Here is a 17,017-nt window from a genome sequence, read left to right as displayed (position 1 = left end):
TCATTAAAGAACTGCTGCTAGTTCAGCACCTTGACGAATAGCACGTTTAGCATCTAGTTCACCTGCTTCTTTAGCACCACCAATCAAATGAACATTCTTACCATCTGCTTTTAATTGGTCATACATTGCAGTAAATGATTCTTGGCCTGCGCAAATCACTACATTATCAACTTCAAGCACTGTTGGTTTTCCATCAACAGTAATATGAAGTCCTTGGTCATCTACTTTGTCATACTGTACGCCTGCCAACATTTTCACATTTCTGTTCTTAAGCCCTGTACGGTGAATCCAACCAGTCGTTTTACCTAGTCCCGCACCTACTGAAGAAGCTTTACGTTGTAACAAATAGATTTCTCGTTCAGAAGCTTCAACTTTCGGCTGCTTTAAACCACCAACGTGTTCATAGTGAGTATCAATACCCCACTCTTCATAAAATTTTTCTGGATTTAAACTACCACTTTCACCTTCATGGGTTAGATACTCAGCTGTATCAAAACCGATACCACCTGCCCCAATAATGGCAACACGTTGACCTACTGGTACACGCTCTTTAAGTACTTGTAAGTAGCTCAGTACTTTTGGATGATCAATACCTTCAAATTCTAATTGACGAGGTGTTACACCAGTTGCAACTACAATTTCATCGAAGTCTGATTGGCTTAACTCTTCATAAGTCGCTTTATGATTTAATACAAGTTCAATGTTCGGACGTAATTCAATTTGACGATTAAAATAACGTAATGTTTCGTAGAACTCTTCTTTACCAGGCACAGTTTTAGCAATATTAAACTGCCCACCAATTTGATGACTTGCTTCAAAGATTTTAACTTGGTGTCCACGATCTGCCGCATATACAGCAAAACTTAAACCTGCTGGTCCTGCACCAATGACAGCGATATTCTTCTGTTTTTGTGCTTCTTTAAAAATAAGTTCTGTTTCATAACATGCGCGAGGGTTAACTAGACATGTTGCGATTTTCATAGAGAAAATATGATCAAGACACGCTTGGTTACAGCCAATACAGGTATTGATTTCATCACTACGACCTTCACTTGCTTTTAAAACAAACTCAGGATCTGCAAGCATTGGACGTGCCATTGAAACCACATCTGCATGACCCGATGCCAATACATGTTCAGCCATTTCTGGGGTATTAATACGGTTTGAGGTAATTAATGGAACTGAAACTTCACCTTTTAATTTTTCAGTGACCCAAGTAAATGCAGCTCTTGGAACTTTAGTGGCAATTGTTGGTATACGAGCTTCATGCCAGCCAATACCCGTATTAATGATTGTAGCGCCAGCTTTTTCAATCGCTTTAGTAAGTTGAATCACTTCTTCTAAAGTAGATCCGCCTTCAACTAAATCAAGCATTGATAAACGGTAAATAATAATAAAGTTTTCACCCACTATTTCACGTGTACGTTTTACAATCTCGATAGGAAAACGAATACGGTTTTCATAGCTACCACCCCATTCATCATCACGATGGTTTGTTCTTGCTGCTATAAACTCATTAATTAAATAACCTTCAGAACCCATAATCTCAACGCCGTCATATCCAGCGTATTGAGCAAGCTTCGCACAGTTTGCAAAATCATCAATCGTTTGTTGAACCTCTGCAGAAGTCATTGCTTTAGGTTTAATTGGATTAATCGGTGCTTGAATTGCCGAAGGTGCAACAATCTCTGGCTGATAAGAATATCGACCCGTATGTAATATCTGTAAAGCAATCTTTCCGCCAGCAGCATGTACAGCTTCGGTAATGACTTTATGTTTTTCGGCTTCTTCTGTGCTATCTAGCTTAGAAGCATGAGCAAAGGTTAAACCTGCCTGATTAGGTGCAATACCGCCAGTAACAATAAGACCAACATCTCCTTTAGCACGTTCCGCATAAAAAGCCGCCATGCGCTCATAGCCACCTGGCGCTTCTTCTAGACCAACGTGCATAGACCCCATCAATACGCGATTTTTTAATGTCGTAAAACCTAAATCTAATGGTTTTAATAAATGTGGATATAACGACATAACAACTCCTTGGCTTGCTAATCTGCTTGCTTAATGCAACTTGTTGCACAAATTTATAATCAAATTTTGACTTTTATGCAACATGTTGCATAATCTTATGAGTCACACTTTACTTTTGCTTACAAACGGATTGCCATGTCACTTCCCCATGTTTTACTAACCAGCTTACTAGAACGTCCAAGCACTGGCTTTGAACTCGCTCGCCGTTTTGACCGCTCTATGGGCTTTTTCTGGAATGCCACACATCAGCAAATTTATCGTGAACTCAATAACATGCTAAAAAAAGGCTGGGTTTCTACTTTAGAAAATGAGATGGATAGCGGCCGAAAAAAAACTTATCAAGTCGAACAACTTGGGCGTATAGAACTTGCCTCATGGATGACACAGCAAAGTGAACCCGCTCAGCTTAGAGATGACTTAATGGTAAGATTGCGTGCCGAGGCACAATTGGGCAATAATCAAATATTACCCGAACTGTTACGACATCTTGGCTTACATCAAGAAAAGCTTAAGCTTTACCAAAATATTTACGATAAAGATTTTAAAGATAGTGATGACTTGAATAATCGAGTGTTATATATCCACAAAATGATCTTGGAACTCGGTATCACTATGGAAACTGAGTGGATCAAATGGTTAGAACAGGTCATCCCACAATTAAAACTTTTTGCTCAAGATAACGCATCTGGAGAATAACCATGCCTTATTACACCATGCCCGATCAGGAAAAATTATTTGTACGCCGTGTTGGTCGTGGTGAACCAGTATTAGTATTATCTGGTCTAGGTATGCAAAGTTGGCAATGGCTACCGTTTATCTACGCAAATCGTAAAGAATATGAGTTCATTATTCCTGACTGGCGTGGTTTTGGCGGTTCAAAAAACTGTGCTATTCCCGAGCAAGATGCCATATCAAGCCACTGGCAAGATGTTGCTCATTTAATTGAACAACTAAAACTTGATAACTTTATTTTAATGGGCTATTCAATGGGTGCTACCACTGCAATGCATGGTATGAAGCATGCTCATCTTGCTCAGCAGTTAAAAGCTTATTTACATATTGATCAAACGCCTAAAATATCTGTAGATGCGACATGGCAATATGGTTTATTCGGACCATTACATGCCCAATTTAAACAATTACTCAATGATATTTATCAATTATTATCAAAACATAAAAATGCTAAATATCTTTATGAGTTATCACTTCCAGACCGTCAAAAATTGGTACGTTTGTGGGTAGATTTTATTGAATTGCAAAGTAGCAATCCTTTTAGTCCATTTGTTTTTAAAACTGCGTTAAAACAGCCATTTTTACAGAAATACTTATTACCGATTCAACGCTTAGACTACTTATTTTGGTACGTCGAAAATTATCTTTTTCACAATGAAGATTATCGTGAGGCATTGCAACAATTACAGTGCCCAACAACTTTCTTTATTGGCCGTAATTCAACACTCTATCCAGAAACTGGTCAGACACTGATTGCACATAGTGTCGAACATGCAAAAACAATTTATTTCGAGCGTTCTGGCCACACGCCATTATTAACCGAACCGAAAAAATTCGGACATGAAATCACTACATTCTTATCCGAGCTCAAACATGCTTCATAAAAAAGGGATCTGCTAAAACAGATCCCTTTTTAAACCAAAATCATTAAGCTGAATGAGCTAACTCATTTGCTTTTAACTGTTCAGCAACATTTAACAAAAGTTGTTCAGTTTTATCCCACCCTAAACAACCATCTGTCACAGACTGACCATACGTCATTTCACACGAAATTTTCTGATTACCATCAAATAAATGACTTTCAATCATGACGCCCTTCACCTGAGTTTTTAAGCGTTCAGCAACGATTTGCTGCAAAACCTCTGGCTGACGTAAAGGGTCTTTACCACTATTACCATGACTACAGTCAATGACTAAAGGAGGAAGATTTTGCTTATGTTTTTCACGTATTGCCTGAATTGACGCTAAATCATAATTAGGACCATGATTCGCTCCACGCAAAATTAAGTGTGGTAATGGGTTGCCGGCACTCTGAATAACAGAAGGTAAACCTTGCTGATTCATTCCTAGAAATTGATGCTCATTTTGTGCCGACTGAATAGCATCTAAAGCAATTTGAATCGAACCATCTGTACCATTCTTAAAACCAATACTATATGGCATATGACTTGAGATTTCACGGTGAATTTGAGACTCACTGGTACGTGCACCAATTGCGCCCCAAGCTAACAAATCATCAAAATAACCAGTTGCCATTGGACTTAAAATTTCGCTCGCAATCGGCAAACCCTTTTCAATAATTTGCAAATAAAGCTCGCGTGATTTTTCTAAACCTAATTGTAGATTAGATGAACCATCAAGGTTTGGGTCATACATGTATCCCTTCCAACCTACAGTTGTACGCGGCTTTTCAATATAAGCACGCATCACAATGAATATTTGATCTTTAACTTTTTCTTGTAATTTTTGCAGTTTTTCTGCGTATTCAAGAACCGCAACTGGGTCATGAATTGAACATGGTCCTGTAATAACCATTAAACGCTGATCTTTACCAGCAAGAATATTTTGAATAATTTGACGGTGTTCTGCAATTTGACGTGCGAAGGTCTGCACAAGCGGATATTTAGCTTTTAACTGGAGAGGTAAACTAACTGGTGTTCCTTTTGTATTACTTTGAGTTAGTAAAGTATTTAAAGCATTCATTGGTCTTTTCCTTTGGACTGAAACCGAATCAGTCCGATCATTTATTTGAGCGTTTTGGATCTATTCGTTGGCAAAGGTAAGCAAAAGTAAAACCAATAAAAGTTGCTAAAGTATGAATAAGTCATGTTGTTCATTTTGAGTTCCTCGATTTGAAAAAGATAAAGCATAAAAAAACCTGATCGGGGTTGCCGATCAGGTATTAACTGTGATGGGCAACTTTCATGCCCGAATACGCTCAGGCAACTATCTAAATTGCCAGAAATAAAAGTAAGCGTTAGAATTCACAGATTGATTTAACATCTTTATCTCAAATATTAAAAAATGTTCCTTAAATCTAAAATACGCATTGTTGATGAATTTGACAAGTATTTTTTGCGAAAAAATTTCTTATTTTTTAGTTAAAATTTAATTGCTCACTTCATTATTAGCGAATTATTCCTTGCGGCTGCAAAATAATCAAACTTGCACCACAAAGCACTATAAAACCACCTAAAACATCCCATCTCGTTAAAGCGATTTGATCGACAAAACGAAGCCACATGAGTGCAGTAAAAATATAAATACCGCCATAGGCCGCATAAATGCGCCCAGAAGCAGCTGGATGTAATGTAAGTAACCAAACAAAGATCGCTAAGCTTAAGGCTGTAGGGATCCACAACCAGGCAGACTTCCCTTCTTTTAAAATAAGATAAGGAAAGTAACAGCCTAAAATCTCAGCGATCGCAGTAATAATAAATAACCCGAACACACTAAGTATTCGGGTTATAGAAAGACTATCAATTAACATAAATTAAGCTGGTTCTGCCGTATGGTGATCTTCAAAAACTTCAAGTTTTAGACCAACTGCCTTGCCATCTTCTTTCTTCACTGATACCGCCACATTACCACCATGATCTGCAAGTTCACCAAACAGAATCATTTCAGCTAATGGTTTCTTCAAGTGTTCTTGAATGAGACGTTGCATTGGGCGAGCACCCATTAAACGGTCATAACCATTGGTTGCTAACCAGTCACGCGCACTTTGATCTACATCTAGAACTACACGTTTTTCATCTAACTGTGCTTGTAATTCTGTTAAGAATTTATCAACTACAGATTCAATCACTGTGGTTGGTAAAGCTTTAAACTGAATAACACTGTCTAGACGGTTACGGAACTCTGGAGAGAATGCACGCTTCATAGCTTCTTGGTTATCCGAGCTATGGTCTTGCTCAGTAAATCCAATGCTTGCACGAGAAATGCTTTCTGCACCAATGTTTGTCGTCAATACAATAATGACATTTCTGAAGTCTGACTTACGACCATTATTGTCAGTTAACGCACCATGGTCCATGATTTGCAACAACAGGTTAAACACATCTGGATGTGCTTTCTCAATTTCATCGAGCAATAAAACACAATGCGGATTTTTATGAATCGCATCTGTGAGCAAACCACCTTGGTCATAACCAACATAGCCTGGAGGAGCACCAATTAAGCGTGAAACAGCATGACGTTCCATATATTCAGACATATCGAAACGGACAAGCTCTACACCTAAAAGTTTTGCTAATTGCTTAGTGACTTCCGTTTTACCAACACCCGTTGGACCAGCAAAGACGAAGCTACCAACAGGCTTGTCTGGTGATTTCAAACCAGCACGTGATAACTTGATTGCAGAAGCCAATGCAGTAATTGCCTCATCTTGACCAAATACAACACGTTTTAGGTCACGCTCAAGATTTTCAAGTACTGATTTATCATCTTTAGACACTGTCTTAGGCGGAATACGCGCAATTTTAGAAACGATGTCTTCGATATTTTCTACAGTAATTAAGCTGTCTTCACTTTCTGCTTTTAGACGGCGCTGTGCACCTGCTTCATCAATGACATCAATCGCTTTATCCGGCAAGAAACGATCATTAATAAATTTCGCAGAAAGCTCAACCGCAGAAACTAAAGCTTTGTCGTCATACTGTACGTGGTGGAAATCCTCAAACTTCGTTTTCAAGCCACGTAAAATATCAATAGTTTCAGAAATGCTTGGTTCATTTACGTCAATTTTTTGGAAACGACGAGATAACGCATGATCCTTTTCAAATACCTGACGATATTCTTGGAAAGTCGTTGAACCGATACAACGTAAAGTACCATTTGCCAATGCTGGTTTAATAAGATTCGATGCATCCATTGTGCTGCCCATACTAGAGCCTGCACCAATGATCATATGAATTTCATCAATGAATAAAATCGCATTTGGATTTTTCTTCAAAGCATTTAACAGTTGTTTTAAACGTTTTTCAAAGTCACCACGGTATTTTGTACCAGCAACCAATGCACCTATATCTAGGCTATAAATCTCTGCGTTGCTAAGTGGTTTTGGTGCTTTACCATTTACGATGAGCCATGCAAGGCCTTCTGCAATTGAAGTTTTACCTACCCCTGGATCCCCGACTAGTAATGGGTTGTTTTTGCGTCGGCGGCAAAGAATTTGTGCTGTACGCTCAATTTCTTTTTCACGACCAATGAGTGGGTCAGTTTTACCCTTTTGCGCTTCAACATTTAAATTAAGCGTATAAAGTTCTAATGGCCCAGCATTGCCTGAGTTGCTTTCACCCTCAATGTCTTCAACTTCTTCTTCAACCTGCACTTCGTCTTTACGTGTCCCATGAGACAAATATTGAGTCAAAGTAAGTCGATTAATTTGATGACGTTTAAGTAAATAAACAGCAAAAGAATCACGCTCTGAGTACATTGCGACCAAAACATCCGCACCTTCAACAGTACGATCACCACCACTTGATTGCACATGGAAAATTGCACGTTGCAAAATGCGGTCAAAACTTTCTGTTGGATGTGGAGCTTGCTCGCTATTTTCGCCAAGCTTAGGAGTATGTTGTTCTACATATTCTTCTAATTCTTTACGTAAAGAAACAATATCAGCGCCGCATGCTTTTAATGCATTCACAGCCGAATCGTTATCGAGTAAGGCTAATAGTAAGTGTTCAACTGTAAGAAACTCATGTCTCTTTTGACGAGCCATGCTAACAGCCAAACGTAATGATACTTCTAATTGACGACTGAGCATGTGACCCCCTTATGCTTTAGGCTCAATCTGGCAAAGTAATGGATGACCTTGCGATCGAGCGTAATTATTAACAAGGTTTGCCTTGGTTTCCGCGATGTCTCTTGGATATACCCCGGCAGTACCTTTACCTTCATAGTGTACTGTTAGCATTACTTGAGTTGCTTGGTCAAGATTCATTGCAAAGTATTGTTGTAAAATTTCAATTACAAAGTCCATTGGCGTGTAATCGTCGTTCAATAATACTACCGCATATAAAGGAGGACGCTTGAGTTCGGGAGGTGCTGTTTGAACAACAACCTCTCCGTCATGATCTTCGTTTTGCGAATCACTTAAGCGTGGATTGAAGTGCCAATCGACATAGCCAGACTGCTGAAAAGAAGCCTTAATATCTTTTAAATTTGTTTGACGCTTATTTGTTCGCATATGATGTTACTATTGTGAATTTGCTTCAGCTTGAGGAATTTCTGCAACAAAAGCAGAAGGTGTTTCGACAGGTTTACCGCGCTGCCAACTAAAACGTTTAATCACTGGTGTTTCAGAACCACCTATTAAACGTACTTCAATATACTGAGGTGTGAAGCCCTTAGGCATTGTCCATCGGCCAGTCAAACGCTCAAAATCAGTGAAGTTAAAGTTCTTATCTTCAAGTGGCACAACCAAGACTTCAGTATCTTTAATCAGTCTTATTTCAACTGAACCTGAAGCACGGCGTTTATTTGGACTCACCTGCACCAAATCAAGCTGATATTCATAAGCGTTTTCTGGTAACGGTTTAATTGCCAAATCCTGAATGGTTAAGCTTAATCCACCACGTTGTCTTAAAATTTCACGGTAGATATTACTCATACCTTCTTGTTGCGTTTTATCAGCATTGGCTTGATTAAGTGCTGTAAACAAGTCATTTGCATTTGTAACAGCAACATCACGCTCTTGTACAGCAGCATTCAGGCTTTTGTTAACTGCATCTAACGCTGTTTTTTGTTTTTGCACTACTTCAACCAATTGCTCTGCATCTGCATCGTAACCTACAACAGTTAAACCTTGACGGTGCCCAATTGTATAGCCGAGCGCAAAACAACCACTCATTAAAATAGCAGCACCAATAAACAAAGGCTTATTGGTGTTTAAAAATTTTTTCTTTTGCAACGAACTTTCTACAGAAGTCGTCTGTTCCGAGTTTTGCATCGTCATCTCAGTGTTTAAGATCAGAGTCAAGACACACATTTAAATCGAAATTTAAATGTGTGTGAAGCAAAAAAGAGTTTTTTATGGTAATAAACCAATCCCTTGTAAGCCTTCATCTTCATTAAAGCCAAACATAAGGTTCATATTTTGTACAGCTTGTCCAGATGCTCCTTTTACAAGGTTATCTTGAGCGGCCAAAATAATGAGTTTATTTGGTTGTGGTTTATACAAAGCAATGCGTAATTCATTTGCCCCACGTACACTACGTGTTTCAGGTGAACTATTGGCAGGCATGACATCTACAAATTTTTCATTTGCATAGAAGTTTTCATACAAAGCTTGTATATCTGTTTGTTTCCCCGCCTCTGTCAAGTCCACGTAAATTGTACTCAACATACCTCGAATCATCGGTACTAAGTGTGGAACAAATAAAAGACCTTCAAAAACATCTTTCTCGCCTGCAATATTTTCCAAAGCTTCTACAATCTCAGGATGATGGCGATGTCCCGCAACACCGTAAGCTTTAAAGTTATCGGCATTTTCGCTATAAATCATACCTAAACTTGCTTTACGGCCAGCACCTGAAACGCCTGATTTTGCATCAATAATAATATTTTTGGTTTCAATGAGTGCTTGCGCTGATTTTAAAAGTGGAGCCAAGCCCAGTTGGACAGTTGTTGGATAACAACCTGGGTTACCAATGACTTGAGCTTGCTTGATTTTTTCACGATTTAACTCAGTTAAACCATAAACAGAATCTTTTAGTACGTCTGGGCACGCATGTTCCATACCATACCATTTTTCAAACTGTTCAAGATTTTGTAAACGAAAGTCTGCTGCCAAATCAATAACTTTAGTTCCAGCTTCGATCAAATCTTTTGCGTGCTGCATTGCAACACCATGTGGAGTTGCAAAAAATACAACATCACATTCTTTTAATGCATCAATATTTAAATCTGAAAATTGAAGATCTGTATGTCCACGTAAGTTTGGGAACATATCAGCAACTGGTTTGCCTGCTTCTGTACGTGAAGTAAGAACTCGAACCTGCGCTTTTGGATGTCGTAATAAAATACGTAATAGTTCAACGCCTGTATAACCAGTTCCACCAACAATTCCGACAGAAATCACGTGCATTACCTCAAATATTGAATCTATACTTGCGGTAGTATGACAGGATGTCCAGGCTTACAAAACCATTTCATGCTTGGTAATTTTAATTTTTTTATTTTTTAGCGTTAATTACATAGCACTTGCTGGTCTGTCAGAACCAAACAAATATCAGTAAATAAATACCAGATTCATTTGTGGAGAGCTAGGATGCTTAATCAATCAAAACAAACAAAGTTGTGCACTTATCTCGGCCTTAGTACTTTAATTTTAAGCGCAGCCCTTGTTGGATGTGGTGGTGGCAGTAGTAGCGGAGGTTCATCTAGCACTCCGACACCGACTGTGCCAACTCCTGAAGTCACAACAGATTTTACACTTAAAACCCCCGTCGAAATGCGCAATGTGCAACTCAAAGTCTATGACAATACCGACAATAGTATTTTGATTGATACCCAAGTTGCCAGTTTAACAAGTTATAATATTAAACTTCCAAGTACCAAGTTGAATCGGCTTTATCGAGTAGAAGTCACAACTCAAGCCTCATCTCAGGTATTTGATCCAATTAATTCTAAATATGAGAACATTTCTGGCGTCTATCACGCTTTTATTACTCCAAGTTCAATAAGCAATAAAACGCAGCCGATTAGCCCAAGTTCAGAAGCAATTTATCAGCGTGCCGTAATTCGTTCAGGCCAACTTCCACAAGAAACGATAGACCCGACCCGTATTGAACAATCACATGTTGATTTGGCTTCTCAAGATGTTTATACCGCTCTTATTAGTGCGTTTAAAGATGCCGCCATACCAAGCTTAAGCCCTGCTAGCCCGCTGACTGTACTAAATTTATTACAGTATTCAACTAAACAGCCTAGTACTTATGTAGATAGCTATCTGAGTTTTGGATATTTACAATATTGGAATACGATTCATGGTAGTACCAATGCATATCAAGAACTTACAAATAGTGTTGCCACCGATTTAAAAGATGGATATTTAGACGGCAAAAAGCTTAATGGTGACAATACAACCATGACACCTATTTTTAGTCCATCGCCAGATAATATTGACCCTGTAAAAAATACGCTTTTGGACATAGCAGCCAATCAAAAAGCGACTCGCGATTATTTTGCTACCAATTTAAAAGCTGCCACATTGCAACTAGCAGATGCACAAAGTCAGTCCAGTTTAGATCAAACAGGATATGTTCTTTTGCAGAAAAAACTCTATTCTGGAGTTGTGCCTTCTGGAAATACAACTGACTTTTTCCGTATAGATGGTGCTGGTGACTACCGACGTGCCGTAGGATTTAGTGGTATTACCACAAGTTGTAATGGTTCGGCTTATCCATGTAAACAAGGCTTAACTAGCATCAATATATCTGACCCTAAACTGCCTTCTACGGACTATTTAGTTGGTCACTATGAAAACAGCGCATCGGGTTGCCAACTTAATTTCCGTGCTAATGGCCAAATTGAGTTAATTCAAGGTTCACTAAGTTATCGCTCAGCCTTAAGCGCAGATAGTACAGATAACTTACTGCAAACCGACGCTGCAAGTTATAGCTACTTACTTAACTCAAGTTCATCCGAACCCAACAATTCAACACAGCAATATAATTTTATACAGCTACATATTAAAGCGAATAAGATTGTTAGTGCTCAAGCAGGCCTTGATAGCCGCAAAGCACCAGATGTCTTACAAACAACACAATTAGAATGTAGCTTTAGCTAAGCTGTCACATACCACCACGCAGGCAATGGGTTACCTTTTAATTGTCTGCGATGCTGCATATAGTTTGGGTCGAACTTTGCAACTTCGGCCCAAAAAGCAGGACTATGGTCGAAGTGTTTGGTGTGAGCTAATTCATGAATGCAAACATAACGAGTAATTTGAGCAGGCATAAGAACCAGACCTGCATGCAGCATAATATTATGTTGACTACTGCAACTTCCCCAACGAGTTTTAGGACGTCGTATAGCACACTCTGCATAACTCAACCGAGTTTTTTGGCTAAGCTCTGACAAAAATGCTGGTAACTCTTGTTTGGCATAAGCAATAACAGCGCTTTGTAAGGCTTGATAGGTTTGCTGGTCTTTAATAAATAAACGATTATTTTCCCAATCAAATTGAAAAATGCGATGTTGCTTCTGTACAACAATTTGAAAAGGCTGCTTTCTATTAAAAAAAGAAATTTCTGAAGGAATCTCAAACGAGGTAGATTGAGCGTGGTGCTGTTTATTCCATGTCTCGATCAACCATTGTTCAGACTGAGCCAAAAACTGCTGAATTTGTTTCTTACTACAAAATAGCGGGACAGTGAGACGTATAGACGCAGGCTCAACACGTAAGCGCAATTTTCTTGCCCTTACGTGACGAACAATTTTAATTTCTGGCATTTCCACAGACATTACTGTGCAGTACGCTCTTCAATACCATTATTTGTTGCAACAATTGCAATCGTTGCTGGATTTAACGCAAAAATACCGTTAGTCACAACACCCGGAATATTGTTGATTGTCTTTTCCAAATCAATTGCATTTAAAATGTTCAAATTAAATACATCTAAAATAACGTTTCCGTTATCAGTTACCACACCTTCACGATAAACCGGATCACCACCTAAGCTAACCAATTTACGAGCTACAGCAGAGCGCGCCATTGGAATTACTTCTACTGGTAATGGGAAATCACGACCAAGTTGATCAACCCATTTTGAATCATCAACGATACATACAAACTTTTTAGCAATTGAAGCTACAATTTTTTCACGAGTTAATGCTGCGCCGCCGCCTTTGATCATATGCATGTGACGATCAATCTCATCTGCACCATCAACATAAGCATCAAGGCTGCCTACATGGTTCATATCAACCACTTCGATACCTAATTTTTTAAGACGGTCTGCTGTTGCTTGAGAACTTGCTACTGCTGCTTCTAATTGTAGTTCAGGCAATAAGTCAATTAGAAAATTTACAGTACTACCGGTTCCTACTCCCAAAATGCCACCTTTGGGTAAGTGTTTTAAAGCAGCTTTCGCAGCAGCTTGTTTCTTTTCATCTTGGGTTGCATATAGGCTCATTACATCACTCAACTATTTTTTGACATTTATGCGCCAATAAACGGCGCAAATGCACAAGGGTTTGCTACAATAATTTCCTATTTTAAACTGTTATAGGGAAGATGAACATGCTGTCTCGTGTGGTACGACAAATTTTACAAGCAACGGTTTATGATGTTGCAATTGAAACACCTCTCGAAGCAGCTCCACGAATTAGTCAAAAATTAAATAATACAATTCGTTTTAAGCGTGAAGATTTACAACCGGTTTTTTCTTTTAAATTACGCGGTGCTTATAACCGTATTAGCCAATTACCGAAAGAACAGCTTGAACGCGGTGTAATTTGCGCCTCTGCTGGCAACCATGCACAAGGCGTAGCATTGTCTGGTCAACGTTTAGGAATTCCTGCAATTATTGTTATGCCAAGCACTACTCCTGATATTAAGGTTCAGGCAGTTAAGCGTTTAGGTGGCCAAGTTGTATTACATGGTGATAGCTTTGATATTGCAAATAAATACGCTCAGCAGCGTGCCGAAGCAGAAGGATTAGTTTTTATTCCTCCTTATGACGATGAATTGGTTATTGCTGGTCAAGGTACCATTGCAAATGAAATATTGCGTCAATGGCGCGATGTGGAATACGTGTTCGTTGCTGTAGGTGGTGGCGGTTTAATTGCGGGTGTAGCAGCTTACTTAGGTGAAGTTGCACCACATGTAAAAGTCATTGGTGTTGAATATGAAGAGTCTGCATGTTTAAAAGCAGCACTTGAAGCCAATGAACGTGTAATCTTGCCACATGTAGGTTTATTTGCAGATGGTACTGCTGTTGCACAAATTGGTGCTTTACCGTTTGATATTGTTCGTCTTCGTAAATCAGATAACTCTGGTCCAATTGTTGATCCAGACATTGTTACTGTTAATACAGATGAAATCTGTGCCGCAATTAAAGATACTTTTGATGAAAACCGTAGCATTGTTGAACCATCAGGTGCAATGGCCCTAGCTGGTATCAAAAAATATGTAGCGGAGCATAAAATTAGCGGTAAAAACATGGTATCGATTGTTTGCGGTGCCAACATGAACTTTGACCGCTTACGTTACATTGCAGAGCGTACTGAGCTCGGTGAACAACGTGAAGCAATTTACGCGGTGACACTTTCTGAAGAAAAAGGCGCATTTTTAGGTTTCTGCCGTGCTCTACAGGGCCGTAATATTACCGAGTTTAACTACCGTGCAAATAACACAGAAGAAGCACAAGTTTTTGTGGGTATTAGCTTAAAAGGTGGTGACGCTGAACGTCATGAAATTTTAGAACAACTTAAACAGCAAAATTATGTTGTAGATGATTTATCTGATGATGAAGTTGCTAAATTGCATATTCGTTATTTAATTGGCGGTCATGCTAATCTAGATGATGAAAGATTGTTCCGTGTTGAATTCCCTGAACGTCCGGGTGCATTACTCACCTTCTTAACTCGTTTAGGTCCAACTCACAATATTACGCTGTTCCATTACCGTAACCATGGTGCTGCAGAAGGCCGTGTATTGGTTGGCTTACAAGCAACAGATGCCAAACAAAATCCAGATGGTTTAATTGAAACCCTAGAACAAATTAGCTATCCATACGCAGAAATTACTGACAATGTGGGCTATAAACGTTTCTTGAAATAATCTTTGTTTTATAAAAAAGCTGACAAATTTGTCGGCTTTTTTATTATTTGAGCCCAATATTTTCTATATTTACATTGCTTCTCTTTATCTCAAAGAAAATATCATTAAAAATAAAGCCCTAATTAAGTATAAAAGGTTATTTATGGCACAGTTCGCGGTCATCGGCTTGGGGAGTTTTGGAGCAACAGTTGCTCAAGAACTCACAAAATTAAATCATGATGTTATTGGCATTGATACAGTCAAAAAGAATGTTGAAAATCTTGCCGATGTTTTAACTCATGCTGTCATTGCTGATGCTACTGATGAACATGTACTGGATGAATTAAACATTCAAAATTGTGATGCAGTTGTTGTTGCAATTGGTGAAGATATTGAGGCTAGTATTTTATGTGTGCTGAATTTAAAAAATCTTGGTATTGATAAAATTTGGGTAAAAGCAAAGACAAAGGCTCATCACACAATTTTGTCTCACCTCAATATCAATAAAATCATTCATCCTGAAGAAGACATGGGTGTACGTGTTGCGCAAGCACTTAATTATCCAATGGTAAGTCGTTACATGTCTTTAGATGATGATCACTATATTGTGAAAATCGATATTCCCGAGAAATTAAATGGCATTAATTTGTATGGGATTATGCAACAAGCACCGCAAGTTAAAACTCTACTTGTAAAACGACAGCAGCAAATTTTATTTGAAAATGAAGAGACTTTTACCCTACAAACGCATGATATTCTTATTTTAGAAGGTCATTTACAGCAACTTAAAAAGCTCTCTAATTGTTTCCTATAAGAACGAACCCAAAAATATGTCTCTTAAGCCTAAACCACATAAGACATTAAACCTAAGCCCACCTTCTCTTTTAGCGCTGGGTTTTCTAGGCTTTATTGTCTTTGGCACATTATTACTCAAACTTCCAATTGCCAATAACGGACATGTCAGCTGGATGGATGCACTATTTACAGCAACTTCGGCAGTCACGATTACAGGTTTATCCGTTCTAAATATTCATGAATCTTTTACACTCTTTGGGCAAGTCATTATTTTATTGTTGATTCAGTCAGGTGGTTTAGGCTTCATGACTTTTGCTATTTTGGCCGCACTAAGCCTTTCGCCTAAAATTGGCCTTAAGCAGCAAATGATGGCTCAGGACAGCCTGGGTCAAACGAGCCTATCAAAAGTGACCTTCGTAGCGAAAGGAGTAGTGACTTATACTCTCCTATTTGAACTGATCGGCATAGTCATTCTCACCTGTGCATTTACACCCGCTTTTGGCTTCGCTCGTGGTTTGTATTATGCAATTTTTTATAGTATCTCTTCGTTTAATAATGCCGGTTTTTCATTATTTAACAATAGTTTAATGGGTTTTCAAAACAACTATGTGATCTGCCTTACGGTAAGTTTGCTTTATACAATAGGTGGACTTGGCTTTTTAGTTCTCATGGATATTAAACAAAATAAAAAATGGAAAAAACTTAGCCCAAATAGCAAACTGATCTTAACGACTATTGCCATTATTAATTTAGTCGCCTTTATTTTAATTTGGGCAATGGAAGCACAAAACCCTCATACGCTAGGAATGCTAAGCGTAGGTGATCAAGCTTTACATGCTTGGTTCCAAGCGACTGTTCCACGATCTTCAGGGTTTAACACCATTGACACAGGTGCAATGACTAATAGTAGTTCTTTGCTTATGATGCTACTTATGTTTATTGGCGGTGGTTCATTAAGTACTGCTGGCGGTATAAAAGTGGGTACTTTTGTTATATTAGTTTTAAGTGTCCTGTCCTTTTTAAGACGTACTGATGAAATCAGGGTTTTTAATCATTCTGTTTCTCACGAAACTACTTATAAGGCCTTGGCTGTTACTGCGATTACCAGCATACTCATATTTATTGGGTTCTTTATACTTTTGCTTTTAGAACCAAAAGCCGACTTTATGAACTTACTATTTGAAGTCGTTTCAGCCGCTTGTACGGTAGGCCTTTCCCGCGGTATCACGCCAGATTTACATAACGGTAGCCTGTTTATATTAAGTTTACTTATGTTTGCTGGGAGACTTGGACCTTTAACACTGGCATATTTAATTGCTACTCCTAAAAAGAGCCGTCTCAAGCATCCTCAGGCCAACATTCAAATTGGTTAATAAAAAAGCCGCTGTTAAAGCGGCATTTTTATGGGTT

The 17,017-nt window shown here is 38.6% G+C and carries 15 protein-coding genes; 6 read left to right on the top strand and 9 right to left on the bottom strand.

Features of this window, described 5'->3' with window-relative positions; translation table 11 throughout:
* Window positions 1-3: 3 nt before the first annotated feature.
* Window positions 4-2,028 carry an NADPH-dependent 2,4-dienoyl-CoA reductase gene (locus J678_RS06660; protein WP_017394066.1) on the bottom strand — a complete coding sequence of 675 codons (2,025 nt, stop codon included), beginning with the start codon at window positions 2,026-2,028 and terminating at the stop codon, window positions 4-6.
* 135 nt (window positions 2,029-2,163) lie between these two features.
* Here J678_RS06660 and J678_RS06655 point away from each other — a divergent pair, with 135 nt between their 5' ends.
* Together J678_RS06655 and J678_RS06650 are read left to right on the top strand one after the other, a co-directional pair.
* Window positions 2,164-2,724: a PadR family transcriptional regulator gene (locus tag J678_RS06655; protein ID WP_002050679.1), complete on the top strand. Its 561-nt coding sequence runs from the start codon at window positions 2,164-2,166 to the stop codon at window positions 2,722-2,724.
* A 2-nt stretch (window positions 2,725-2,726) separates the two neighbouring features.
* Window positions 2,727-3,644 (top strand): alpha/beta fold hydrolase, encoded by a 918-nt coding sequence (locus J678_RS06650; protein WP_004708507.1) that lies wholly within the window; start codon window positions 2,727-2,729, stop codon window positions 3,642-3,644.
* A 43-nt stretch (window positions 3,645-3,687) separates the two neighbouring features.
* Here the strand turns inward: J678_RS06650 and J678_RS06645 are convergent, their stop codons facing one another.
* The 6 genes from J678_RS06645 to argC all read right to left on the bottom strand — a co-directional run bounded on the left by J678_RS06645 (window position 3,688) and on the right by argC (window position 10,132).
* Complete coding sequence (locus J678_RS06645; protein ID WP_017394067.1) at window positions 3,688-4,743, bottom strand: 3-deoxy-7-phosphoheptulonate synthase; 1,056 nt, start codon at window positions 4,741-4,743, stop codon at window positions 3,688-3,690.
* Between the two features lie 424 nt (window positions 4,744-5,167).
* Window positions 5,168-5,530, bottom strand: a complete 363-nt coding sequence (locus tag J678_RS0103885) for a YnfA family protein (protein ID WP_017394068.1) — start codon at window positions 5,528-5,530, stop codon at window positions 5,168-5,170.
* 3 nt (window positions 5,531-5,533) lie between these two features.
* Complete coding sequence (clpA, locus tag J678_RS06640; protein WP_002050677.1) at window positions 5,534-7,810, bottom strand: ATP-dependent Clp protease ATP-binding subunit ClpA; 2,277 nt, start codon at window positions 7,808-7,810, stop codon at window positions 5,534-5,536.
* A 9-nt stretch (window positions 7,811-7,819) separates the two neighbouring features.
* On the bottom strand, window positions 7,820-8,233 hold the full coding sequence (gene clpS, locus J678_RS06635) for an ATP-dependent Clp protease adapter ClpS (protein ID WP_001260033.1): 414 nt from the start codon (window positions 8,231-8,233) through the stop codon (window positions 7,820-7,822).
* A gap of 9 nt (window positions 8,234-8,242) precedes the next feature.
* Window positions 8,243-9,001 carry a DUF6776 family protein gene (locus J678_RS06630; protein WP_079377015.1) on the bottom strand — a complete coding sequence of 253 codons (759 nt, stop codon included), beginning with the start codon at window positions 8,999-9,001 and terminating at the stop codon, window positions 8,243-8,245.
* Window positions 9,002-9,076: 75 nt separating this feature from the next.
* Window positions 9,077-10,132, bottom strand: a complete 1,056-nt coding sequence (gene argC, locus J678_RS06625) for an N-acetyl-gamma-glutamyl-phosphate reductase (protein WP_016805333.1) — start codon at window positions 10,130-10,132, stop codon at window positions 9,077-9,079.
* Window positions 10,133-10,315: 183 nt separating this feature from the next.
* On the opposite strand from argC, the gene J678_RS06620 reads away from it, so the two are divergent.
* The gene (locus J678_RS06620; RefSeq protein WP_017394069.1) at window positions 10,316-11,836 is read left to right on the top strand and encodes a hypothetical protein; all 1,521 of its coding nucleotides are present in this window, start codon (window positions 10,316-10,318) and stop codon (window positions 11,834-11,836) included.
* On the opposite strand, the gene J678_RS06615 is transcribed toward J678_RS06620, so the two are convergent.
* Both J678_RS06615 and rpiA read right to left on the bottom strand, forming a co-directional pair.
* Complete coding sequence (locus J678_RS06615) at window positions 11,833-12,513, bottom strand: SprT family zinc-dependent metalloprotease (RefSeq protein WP_017394070.1); 681 nt, start codon at window positions 12,511-12,513, stop codon at window positions 11,833-11,835. The genes J678_RS06620 and J678_RS06615 overlap by 4 nt on opposite strands.
* Window positions 12,513-13,184 (bottom strand): ribose-5-phosphate isomerase RpiA, encoded by a 672-nt coding sequence (gene rpiA, locus J678_RS06610; protein ID WP_000061060.1) that lies wholly within the window; start codon window positions 13,182-13,184, stop codon window positions 12,513-12,515. The genes J678_RS06615 and rpiA overlap by 1 nt, the downstream gene beginning before the upstream one ends.
* A gap of 101 nt (window positions 13,185-13,285) precedes the next feature.
* On the opposite strand from rpiA, the gene ilvA reads away from it, so the two are divergent.
* From ilvA to J678_RS06595, 3 genes are all read left to right on the top strand, one after another.
* Window positions 13,286-14,833, top strand: a complete 1,548-nt coding sequence (gene ilvA / locus J678_RS06605; protein WP_170318178.1) for a threonine ammonia-lyase, biosynthetic — start codon at window positions 13,286-13,288, stop codon at window positions 14,831-14,833.
* Between the two features lie 142 nt (window positions 14,834-14,975).
* Window positions 14,976-15,626: a potassium channel family protein gene (locus J678_RS06600; protein WP_025466178.1), complete on the top strand. Its 651-nt coding sequence runs from the start codon at window positions 14,976-14,978 to the stop codon at window positions 15,624-15,626.
* A 16-nt stretch (window positions 15,627-15,642) separates the two neighbouring features.
* A complete protein-coding gene (locus J678_RS06595; protein WP_016804867.1) occupies window positions 15,643-16,980 on the top strand; it encodes a TrkH family potassium uptake protein in 1,338 nt (445 codons plus the stop codon).
* Window positions 16,981-17,017 lie beyond the last annotated feature (37 nt).

The sequence above is a fragment of the Acinetobacter sp. 1424608 genome (assembly GCF_000588255.1).
In the GTDB taxonomy this organism is placed as follows: Bacteria; Pseudomonadota; Gammaproteobacteria; order Pseudomonadales; family Moraxellaceae; genus Acinetobacter; species Acinetobacter nosocomialis.
The sequence above is the reverse complement of the archived record's forward strand: the minus strand, read 5'-3'. Positions and strand labels throughout refer to the sequence as shown.